This window comes from Actinosynnema sp. (assembly GCF_052038725.1).
Genome location: NZ_JBQGCX010001485.1, coordinates 1 through 9,577, shown reverse-complemented (window position 1 = coordinate 9,577; position 9,577 = coordinate 1). Strand labels below are relative to the sequence as shown.

Genomic DNA, 9,577 nt, shown 5'->3' with positions numbered 1-9,577 from the left:
CAGCACCTCGCTGCGCGGGGACCTCGCCGACACCCACCTGACCGGCGACAACACCAAGGTCCTCGCCACCGACACCCAGAAGAACACCGCCTACGCCTTCGCCAAGCTCTACGGCGTCCACCAGGTCGAGGACTTCGCCCTCCGCCTCGCGCGGCACTTCGTGGCCGGGCAGGCGGCGATCACCGGGGCGCGCGTGCTCGTCGACGAGCACCTCTGGCAGCGCATCGAGGCCAACGGGCACTCGTTCACCCGGTCGGGCGGGGAGATCCGGACCACCGCCGTGACCGTCGACCACGACCGGGCCTGGGTGGTGTCCGGGCTCAAGGACCTCGTGGTGCTCAAGACCACCGGCTCGGAGTTCCACGGGTTCCCGCGCGACGAGTTCACCACCCTCGCCGAGACCGACGACCGCGTGCTCGCCACCTCGGTCACCGCGCGCTGGCGCTACTCCTCGGACGAGGTCGTCGACTGGGCCGCGAGCTACGCGGAGATCCGCCGCGTGCTGCTGTCGACGTTCGCCGACAAGCACAGCCTCTCGCTCCAGCAGACCCTCTACGCCATGGCGGAGGCCGTCCTGCTGGCCCGCCCGGAGGTCGCCGAGGTGCGGCTGTCGATGCCCAACAAGCACCACGTCCCGGTGGACCTGTCCCCGTTCGGCCTGGACAACCGCAACGAGGTGTTCCACGCGCCCGAGAGCCCGTACGGGCTGATCGAGGGCTCGGCGCTGCGCGAGGAGGCCGAGGACGCGGGCCTGGCGTGGTACTCGATCGGGGAGTTCTGACCCCCGACCGGGAAGGGGCGAGCCACCGCGCTAGTCCGGGATCGCGGACCTGCGCGTCCGCCACGACGGGAACAGGTCGGCCTCGGTGTACCACCGCACCGCGTCCGGCCTGCGCGCCGTCTCCAGGAACTCCAGCACCAGCGCCCGCAGCACCTCCAGCGGCACGCCGACGCCGGGCGGGAAGTCCGTGTACGCCTCGTTGACGTGCGGCGCCCGCTCGTCCCCGACCGGCCACCCGGAGAAGTCAGGGTCGACGTAGTGCAGGTACCCCCACGCGCCGCGCACGGCGAGCACGACGCTGTGGTCGCACTCCCCCTCGTCGTCGGTGTCGCGGCCGAAGTGCTCCAGGGTCGCGTCGTTGCACCCCGGAACCCCCAGCGCCTCGATCAGCAGGTCGACGTCCGCCGGGCACGCCACCACCCGGTAGCGGTGCTCGGCGCTGTCGAAGTCCGGCAACCCGCTCCACAGCCCGGCTCGTACGCTCATGCGCCCCACACTGTCCCGTTGGCGGTCACCGTGGTCACGGCATGGCGGACTATCACCCAATCCAGCGAGAGCCATCACCGTGAGGGACGGTCATCGCCCACGCCGGGCCAGGTTCCGCAGCTCCGAGACGCCCAGACCAGTGACATCGTTGACCTCTTCGGGGGTCAACGCACCGCAGTCGAGCGCACGCACGAACGTCTCCGACAGCGCCTGCGCGGTCGCGGGCTCGTCCAGCACCGCCCCGGCCACCCGTTCGGCGTAGGCCCGCAGCCGCGCGGCCGAGGCCGCCAGCCCCTCGCGGTGGTAGGCGTGCACCGCCGCGTACCGGGTGACCAGCTGCGCCGGGTGCAGGTCCCAGCCCTGGTGGAAGCCGTGCGCGAGCGAGCGCCGCACCAGCCGGTAGTGCGTGCGCCACCCCTCGCGGACCGCGTCGCCGACCGGGAGCGCGTTGGTGGAGCCGTCGGACAGCTCGACCCCGCGCCCGGCCGCCGCGAGCTGCATGGTGTGCCGGGCGAAGTCGCAGGCCGAGTGCGCGAGGTGCTGGTGGGCGGCCCCGAGCCCGCACCCGGCGGTGTAGTCGTAGGTGCCGAAGTGCAGCCCGCTGACCCGCCCGCGACCGGCCTCCAGGTAGCCGGGCAGCGCCAGCAGCCCGGACGCGTCGACCACGGACCGGGTGGTCTCGACCTGGACCTCGAACCGCAGCGGGACGCCGAACAGGTCGAGCACGTCCCCGAACACCTCGACCTGCCGCCGCGAGGTCACCTTCGGGAAGGTGATCACGAAGCCGGGCGGCGGCCCGCCGAGGGCGGTGAGGAACACGTCCAGCGTGCGCACGCCGCGCCGCACCAGCTCGGGGGTGTCGAAGGACTTGATCCGCACCCCGAACCGGCCGGGCGCGACCCCGGCGTCCAGCCACGCCCGCACCAGCAGCGCGGTCCGCTCGGCGTCGGCGTCCTCCTCGTCGTCGGGGCGCGAGCCGTAGCCGTCCTCGAAGTCGACGCGCAGGTCCTCGACGGGTTCGGCGGCCAGCTTGGCCCGCACCCCGGCGTGCACGTCGGCGGCGAGCGCGGGCTCCAGGTCCAGCAGCTCGGCCAGCCCTTCGGGCGAGGGCGCGTGACCCTCCAGAGCGGCAAGCGCTTGCGCACCCCACTCCGTCACCACGTCCGGGTGAACGCGGTCGGCCGGGACGTAGCAGGTGTGCACCGGCTGACGCCCCTCCGGCCAGCGCGGCGTGAAGTACTCCAGCCGCGCGGTGGCCGCGGCCACGGCGTCGGCGGGCAGCGACGTGCGCGGCACGTCAGGCGATGTGCCGGTAGGCGGGCAGGGTCAGGAAGTCGACGAAGTCGTCGGCGAGCGCGACCCGGTCGAACAGCTCCACCGCCACGTCCAGGTGCTCGGACGCCCCGGCACCGGCCAGCTCCGCGCGCACCTCGGCCAGCACCCCGCGCACCAGCTCGGCCGTCACCGGGGTCCCGTCCTCCAGCACCACCCCGTTGTGCACCCACTGCCACAGCTGCGACCGCGAGATCTCGGCGGTGGCCGCGTCCTCCATCAGGTCGTGGATCGCCGCCGCCCCGTTGCCGCCCAGCCACGACAGCAGGTAGCGCACCCCGACGTCCACGGCGGACCGCAGCCCGGCGGCGGTCGCCGACCCGCCCGCGGACGCGAAGTCCAGCAGCTGCGCGGCGGTCACCGACACCTCGTCCCGCGTCACGTCCAGCTGGTTCGGCCTCGCCCCGAGCCGCGCGTCGAACACCTCGCGGCACACCGGCACCAGGTCCGGGTGCGCCACCCACGACCCGTCGAACCCGTCCCCGGCCTCGCGGGTCTTGTCCTCGCGCACCTTCGCCAGCGCCCGCTCGGTCACCTCGGGGTCGCGCCGGTTCGGGATGAACGCGGCCATGCCGCCGATCGCGAACGCCCCGCGCTTGTGGCAGGTCCGCACCAGCAGCTCGGTGTAGGCGCGCATGAACGGCGCGGTCATGGTGATGGCGTTGCGGTCGGGCAGCACGGCCTCGCGCCCGGCGTCGCGGAAGTACTTGATGACGCTGAACAGGTAGTCCCACCGGCCCGCGTTGAGCCCGGAGGCGTGCTCGCGCAGCTCGTGCAGGATCTCCTCCATCTGGAACGCGGCCGGGATCGTCTCGATGAGGACGGTCGCCCGGATGGTGCCCCGCGGCACGCCCAGCTCGGCCTGCGCGAACGTGAAGACGTCGTTCCACAGCCGGGCTTCCAGGTGGCTCTCCAGCTTCGGCAGGTAGTAGTACGGCCTGCCGAGGGCGCCGTTGTGGAAGAAGTGCAGCCCGAAGTCGACCAGCGCGCCGATGGCGGGCCCTCCCCCGACCTCGATGCCGCGCTCGGGCAGGTGCCAGCCGCGCGGGCGCACCACGATGGCCGGGCGCGGCCCGTCGCCCAGCTCGTACCGCTTGCCCTCGGGCGAGGTGTGCGAGATGGTCCCGCGCGCCGCGTCGTAGAGGGTGACCTGCCCGGACACCACGTTGCGCCAGTGCGGCGTGTTGGCGTCCTCCAGGTCGGCCAGCCACACCTTCGCGCCGGAGTTGAGGGCGTTGATCGCCATCTTGCGCTCGGTGGGCCCGGTGATCTCGACCCGGCGGTCGCGCAGCGGTTCGGGGGCGGGCGCGACCTGCCACTCGCCCTCGCGCACGTCGGCGGTCTCGGCGAGGAACCCGAGCGGTCCCCGGTCGGCGCGGCGGGCGATCAGCTCGTCGCGGGTGGCGGCGAAGGAGCGGTGCAGCGCGGCCACGAACTCCAGCGCCTCCGGGGTCAGGATCTGCTCGCCGCGCTCGACCGCGCCACCGAGAACTCGGATTCCGGTCATGCTGGATGCCTCCCTGGCTGCCGCGTCGGATGCCGTGCTGCGCCGATTTTCTGCTTTGCGGACTATAGTTATCGCATAGCGGAACGGCAATGGAGGGAGCGTGTCCGAAGGTGTCGCGCGAGAGCGGTGGCGTGCAGTCCCTCCAGCGAGCCTTCGACCTGCTGGAGCGGCTCGCCGACGCGGGCGGTGAGGCCAGCCTGTCGGAGCTGGCGTCCGCCTCCGGCCTGCCGCTGCCGACCATCCACCGGCTCATCCGCACCCTGGTCGACCTGGGCTACGTGCGCCAGCACGACAACCGCCGGTACGCGCTCGGCCCGAGGCTGATCCGGCTCGGCGAGGGCGCGGGACGGCAGTTCGGCACGTGGGCGCGCCCGCTGCTGGCCGAGCTGGTGGACGAGACCGGCGAGACGGCGAACCTGGCGGTGCTCGACGGCGACGAGATCGTGTACGTGGCGCAGGCCCCGTCGCGGCACTCGATGCGGATGTTCACCGAGGTCGGCAGGCGGGTGCTGCCGCACGCGACCGGCGTCGGCAAGGCGGTGCTGGCGGCGCTGCCCCGCGACCGGGCGCGGGAGCTGCTGGAGCGCACCGGGCTGCCCGCGCGCACCCCGAACACGATCACCGACCTGGGCGCGATGCTGGCCGAGCTGGACCTGGTCGCCGCGCGCGGGCACGCGCTGGACGAGGGCGAGCAGGAGCTGGGCGTGCGGTGCGTGGCGGTGGTCGTGCCGGGTGGGCCGACGCCCGCGGCGGTGTCGGTGTCCGGTCCGGAGGGACGGCTGACGCGGGAGGCGGCGGAGGGGATCACCGGGCTGCTGCACGGGATCGCCGACCGGCTGGCCTCGCGTCCCACGATGGGCTGATGCGCCGGACGGCCCGCCCGGCCGGTCGGGAAGGATCTCCGCCGTGGCGACATCTCACTACGGCCGGACGCTGACCCTGTTCTGGAACGACTCGAACGTGGTGGGGCGGTGGAGCGACGGCGCCCACCTGCCTCCCGTGCCCGCTCCGGGGCCCGGCGGGGACGTCGACTGGGTGGTCGGCCTGATCGAGGGCTACCGGCGGGAGTTCCCCGGCGCCCGCGTGCGGGCGACCAATCGGGAGAGCTGGCTGGAGCCCAGGAGCGGTCGGGTGGCGGCGGCGCGGTTCCGCGCGCTGGCGGACTACCCGGTGGCGCTGCCCGAGGGCTCCGCGCTGCACCCGCTGCACTTCCACCTGGACGCCGGGGACGCCAAGGAGTGCTGGCACTGGTGCTCCGAGGTGGTGCACGCGCGGGCCGCGTTCGACGTGGCCGGCTAGGGGCCGGGAAAGCGGAGGGGCGGGGAACCTGATCCGGTTCCCCGCCCCTGCGCCGTCGAGGCGGGGCTAGCCGAGCAGCGCGTCCACGAACGCGGCGGGCTCGAACGGCGCCAGGTCGTCCGCGCCCTCGCCGAGCCCGACCAGCTTCACCGGCACGCCCAGCTCGCGCTGCACCTGGAACACGATGCCGCCCTTGGCGGTGCCGTCCAGCTTGGTCAGCACGATGCCGGTCACGTCCACGACCTCGGAGAACACGCGGGCCTGGGTGAGCCCGTTCTGCCCGGTGGTCGCGTCGAGCACCAGCAGCACCTCGTCGACCTCCGTCTGCTTCTCCACCACCCGCTTGACCTTGCCCAGCTCGTCCATCAGCCCGGTCTTGGTGTGCAGCCTGCCCGCCGTGTCGACCAGGACGGTGTCGACGCCCTCGCCGACGCCCTGCTTGACCGCGTCGAACGCGACCGACGCCGGGTCGCCGCCCTCGGGGCCGCGCACGGTGCGCGCGCCGACCCTGGAGCCCCAGGTGGCGAGCTGGTCGGCGGCGGCGGCGCGGAACGTGTCGGCCGCGCCGAGCAGCACGGTGCGGCCGTCGGCGACGAGCACGCGGGCGAGCTTGCCGGTGGTGGTGGTCTTGCCGACGCCGTTGACGCCGACCACGAGCAGCACGGCGGGCTTGCCGTCGTGCGGGAGGGCGTGCAGCGAGCGGTCCATCGACGGGTGCAGCGCGTCCACGAGGACCTCGCGCAGCAGCGTCCTGGCCTGTTCGGGGGTGCGCACGCCGCGCGCCGCGATCTGCTGCCGCAGCGCCTCCACGACCTGCATGGTCACCGCGGCGCCGAGGTCCGCCATGAGCAGCGTGTCCTCGACGTCGGTCCACGAGTCCTCGTCCAGGTCGCCCGCGCCGAGCAGGCCGAGCAGGCCGGAGCCGAGCGTGGAGCGGGAGCGGCTCAGCCTGCCGCGCAGCCGCTCGAGGCGGCCCGCCGTCGGCTCGATCTCGTCGATCTCCGAGGACTCCTCGGGGAGCTGGACGTCGACCAGTCCGGGTCGGACCGAGTCGCGCGGCACCGACGCGTCGTCGCCGACGCCGGGCTGCCCGTCCACCTCGGTCCGGTCGACCACCGGGTGCCGGACCGGCTCGGGGCCCTCGACCGGCGCGACCGGCACGGCGGTGTCGACGGGCGCGGCGGTGTCGACGGGCACGGAGATGTCGACCGGCGCCGGGGTCTCGACGGGCTCGTCCACCACCGGCGCGGCGGACTCGGCCCGCTTCGCGGGGGGCTCCTCGGCGGGCTCGGCCGCCGAGGGCTTCGCCGCCGGTTCCGGTTCGGCCGGGGTGGTCGCGGAACCTCCGGGCTGGGCGAACGTGATCCCACCGCCCGCCCGGTACCCCTTGGTGACGGGGCGGTCGGGTTCCTTCTCGGTGAGGGAGATCCGCCTGCGCCGGGAGAGCGCGACACCGGCCACGAGGGCGACCGCGAGCAGCGCCGCGACGAGGACGACGATCCAGATCAGGGTCGTGGTGGACACCGGCCAATCCTCCCACGCCTGCGCATGTGGTCGATCAACGAGAAGAGCTTGCACCTGGCAACTTCTCCACAACCCCCCTTGTGCCGACGCCCCGCGTCGAATAGACCACTGGACGTGAGGGTGATCGGGCTCCACTCCGGCACGTCGGCGGACGCCGTCGACGTGGCGGTCGCCGACCTGTCCCTGGACGGGCCGGTGGTCGTGCTCTCCCCCGTCGAGCACGCGGAACACCCGTTCCCGGACCGGCTGCGGGCGGTCCCGACCGGCGCCGGGGACGTGTGCGCCCTCGACACCGGGCTGGGGCGGCTCTTCGGCCGGAACGCCGCCGGGTACCGGGGCGAGCGGGTCTCGTCACTCGGACAGACCGCGCACCACCGGGTGGAGAGCGGGACCTGCCTCGGCACGCTCCAGCTCGGCGAGCCCGCCTGGATCGCCGAGGCGACCGGCCTCCCGGTGGTCTCCGGCTTCCGCCAGCGCGACGTCGCGGCGGGCGGCCACGGCGCGCCGCTGGCCAGCACGCTCGACGTGCTGTGGCTGGCCGAGTTATCGAAGACCGCCCCGGCCGCCGCGCTGAACCTGGGCGGCATCGCGAACGTCACCCTGGTGCGGCACGGCCACCCGCCGTCCGCCTGCGACACCGGCCCCGGCAACGCGCTCCTGGACGCGGCGGCGCGGCGGATCACCGGAACGCCCTGCGACGTCGACGGCGCGCTCGCCCTGCGCGGCGCCGTCCACCCCGGACTGCTCGACCGGCTGCTGGCCGACCCGCACTACGCGCGCCCCGCGCCGAAGTCCACCGGCAAGGAGCACTTCAACGCAGGCTACCTGGACCGCGCGACCGAGGGCCTCGCGCTCACCCCCGAGGACCTGCTCGCCACCCTGGTCGAGCTGACCGCCCGCACCGCCGCCCGCGCCTGCGCCGACGCGCGCCTGGTCGTGGTCTCCGGCGGCGGCACCCGCAACCCCGCGCTGATGGCGGCCCTGCGCCGCCGCCTGCCGGGGTCCGACGTGCGCCCCAGCGACGACCTCGGCCTGCCCGCCGGGGCCAAGGAGGCGCACCTGACCGCGCTGCTGGGCTTCTTGGCCTGGCACGGCCTTCCGGGCAACGTCCCGGCCGCGACCGGCGCGCGCGGGCCGCGCCCGTTGGGCTCCATCACCCCCGGACGGGCGCCGCTGCGCCTGCCTGAGCCCGCCACCACCCCGGTCACCGGTCTGAGAATCGGAGGAAGCCGTGCGTGCACTTGACCTCGCGATCGTGGTGCTTTTCCTGGTGGGGATGCCGCTGCTGGGCGTGTGGATCGGCGGCAGGCAGCGATCCGCGACCGACTACTTCGTCAGCGAGCGCTCCATCTCGTGGTGGGTGGTGTGCGTCTCGGTGGTCTCCGCGGAGACCTCGACGCTGACCGTGCTGAGCGTGCCGACCGTGGCCTACGGCGGCGGCATGACGTTCCTGTCGCTGGCGTTCGGCTACCTGCTGGGCCGGATCGTGGTGTCGTTCGTGCTGCTGCCGAAGTACGTGGCGGGCGAGCTGGTCACCGCGTACGGGTACCTGGGGCGCCGGTTCGGCTCCGGGCTCCAGGGCGCCGCGTCGGTGACGTTCCTGGTGACCCGGCTGCTCGCGGACGGGCTGCGGCTGTTCGCGACCGCGATCCCGGTGAAGGTCGTGCTGTCGGCGTACGGGGTGAACGCCTCGTACTGGCTGATCGTGGCCGTGCTCGGCGCGGCGATGGTGGTCTACAGCTTCCTGGGCGGGGTGCGCGCGGTCGTGTGGGTCGACGCCATCCAGATGCTCTGGTACGTCCTCGGCGCGGTCGCGGTGATCGTCGTGCTGTCCGGGCGGCTGCCCGGCGACTGGGTCGGGCAGGCCGCCGACGCGGACAAGTTCCAGTTCCTCGACCTGGTCGCCAGCCCGCTGACCAGCCCGTACGCCGCGCTGACCGCGTTCGTGGGCGGCGCGGTGCTGTCCATGGCCTCGCACGGCGCCGACCAGCTCGTGGTGCAGCGGCTGATGGCGACCAAGGACGTGCGGGCGAGCCAGAAGGCGCTCATCGGCAGCGGTGTGGTGGTGCTGCTCCAGTTCGGGCTGTTCCTGGTGATCGGCGTGATGCTGTGGGCCTACTACGAGGGCGCGCACCCGGTGAAGGAGCTCGGGCTCAGCAACGCGGACGAGCTGTTCGCGAGCTTCATCGTCAACGACATGCCGTCCGGGCTGTCCGGGTTCGTCATCGCGGGCATCCTGGCCGCCGCGCTCAGCTCGTCGCTGGGCGCGCTGGCCTCGTCCACGGTCACCGACGTCTACCAGAAGCTCGTGCGCAGGCCGCTGTCCGAGGACGAGGTGCTGCGGCAGGGGCGCCGGTGGACGGTGGTGTGGGCGGTGCTGCTGGTGGTGTTCGCCGGGCTGTTCTCGTCGTTCACCACGCGCGGCAACCCGATCGTCGAGCAGGGGCTGTCGATCGCGGGCTTCACCTACGGGGCGCTGCTCGGGGCGTTCCTGCTGGGGCTGGTGTTCCGCGGGGCGCGGCAGCCGGACGCGATCGCGGCGTTCGCGGTGACCGTTGTGGTGATGGCGTTCGTGATCCTGGGCGTGAAGTTCAGCGGGCCGGACCTGGAGCTGACCGTGGACTTCTCGGCGGCGTCGGAGGCGGACC

The 9,577-nt window shown here is 73.7% G+C and carries 9 protein-coding genes; 5 read left to right on the top strand and 4 right to left on the bottom strand.

From position 1 onward, the window contains the following. A partial coding sequence (gene pucL / locus ACTUAL_RS31365; protein ID WP_440902757.1) for a factor-independent urate hydroxylase occupies positions 1-781 on the top strand: 781 nt, incomplete at its 5' end. Between the two features lie 30 nt (positions 782-811). Here the strand turns inward: pucL and ACTUAL_RS31360 are convergent. The 3 genes from ACTUAL_RS31360 to aceB form a co-directional block, all read right to left on the bottom strand. Beyond that, positions 812-1,267, bottom strand: coding sequence for an Imm1 family immunity protein (locus ACTUAL_RS31360; protein WP_157767893.1), 456 nt, complete (start codon positions 1,265-1,267; stop codon positions 812-814). A gap of 90 nt (positions 1,268-1,357) precedes the next feature. Further along, positions 1,358-2,563, bottom strand: coding sequence for a DUF6986 family protein (locus tag ACTUAL_RS31355; RefSeq protein ID WP_440902756.1), 1,206 nt, complete (start codon positions 2,561-2,563; stop codon positions 1,358-1,360). A gap of 1 nt (position 2,564) precedes the next feature. Beyond that, positions 2,565-4,106: a malate synthase A gene (aceB, locus tag ACTUAL_RS31350; RefSeq protein ID WP_096496608.1), complete on the bottom strand. Its 1,542-nt coding sequence runs from the start codon at positions 4,104-4,106 to the stop codon at positions 2,565-2,567. Positions 4,107-4,195: 89 nt separating this feature from the next. Here aceB and ACTUAL_RS31345 point away from each other — a divergent pair, with 89 nt between their 5' ends. Both ACTUAL_RS31345 and ACTUAL_RS31340 read left to right on the top strand, forming a co-directional pair. Continuing rightward, a complete protein-coding gene (locus tag ACTUAL_RS31345) occupies positions 4,196-4,969 on the top strand; it encodes an IclR family transcriptional regulator (RefSeq protein WP_096496609.1) in 774 nt (257 codons plus the stop codon). 43 nt (positions 4,970-5,012) lie between these two features. Continuing rightward, the gene (locus tag ACTUAL_RS31340) at positions 5,013-5,405 is read left to right on the top strand and encodes a hypothetical protein (RefSeq protein ID WP_096496610.1); all 393 of its coding nucleotides are present in this window, start codon (positions 5,013-5,015) and stop codon (positions 5,403-5,405) included. Positions 5,406-5,471: 66 nt separating this feature from the next. Here the strand turns inward: ACTUAL_RS31340 and ftsY are convergent, their stop codons facing one another. Beyond that, on the bottom strand, positions 5,472-6,929 hold the full coding sequence (gene ftsY, locus ACTUAL_RS31335) for a signal recognition particle-docking protein FtsY (RefSeq protein ID WP_096496611.1): 1,458 nt from the start codon (positions 6,927-6,929) through the stop codon (positions 5,472-5,474). 120 nt (positions 6,930-7,049) lie between these two features. Here ftsY and ACTUAL_RS31330 point away from each other — a divergent pair, with 120 nt between their 5' ends. Then, positions 7,050-8,174 carry an anhydro-N-acetylmuramic acid kinase gene (locus ACTUAL_RS31330; protein WP_440902758.1) on the top strand — a complete coding sequence of 375 codons (1,125 nt, stop codon included), beginning with the start codon at positions 7,050-7,052 and terminating at the stop codon, positions 8,172-8,174. Further along, on the top strand, positions 8,161-9,577 hold a 1,417-nt coding region (locus tag ACTUAL_RS31325; protein ID WP_440902755.1), incomplete at its 3' end, for a sodium:solute symporter. The genes ACTUAL_RS31330 and ACTUAL_RS31325, both read left to right, overlap by 14 nt.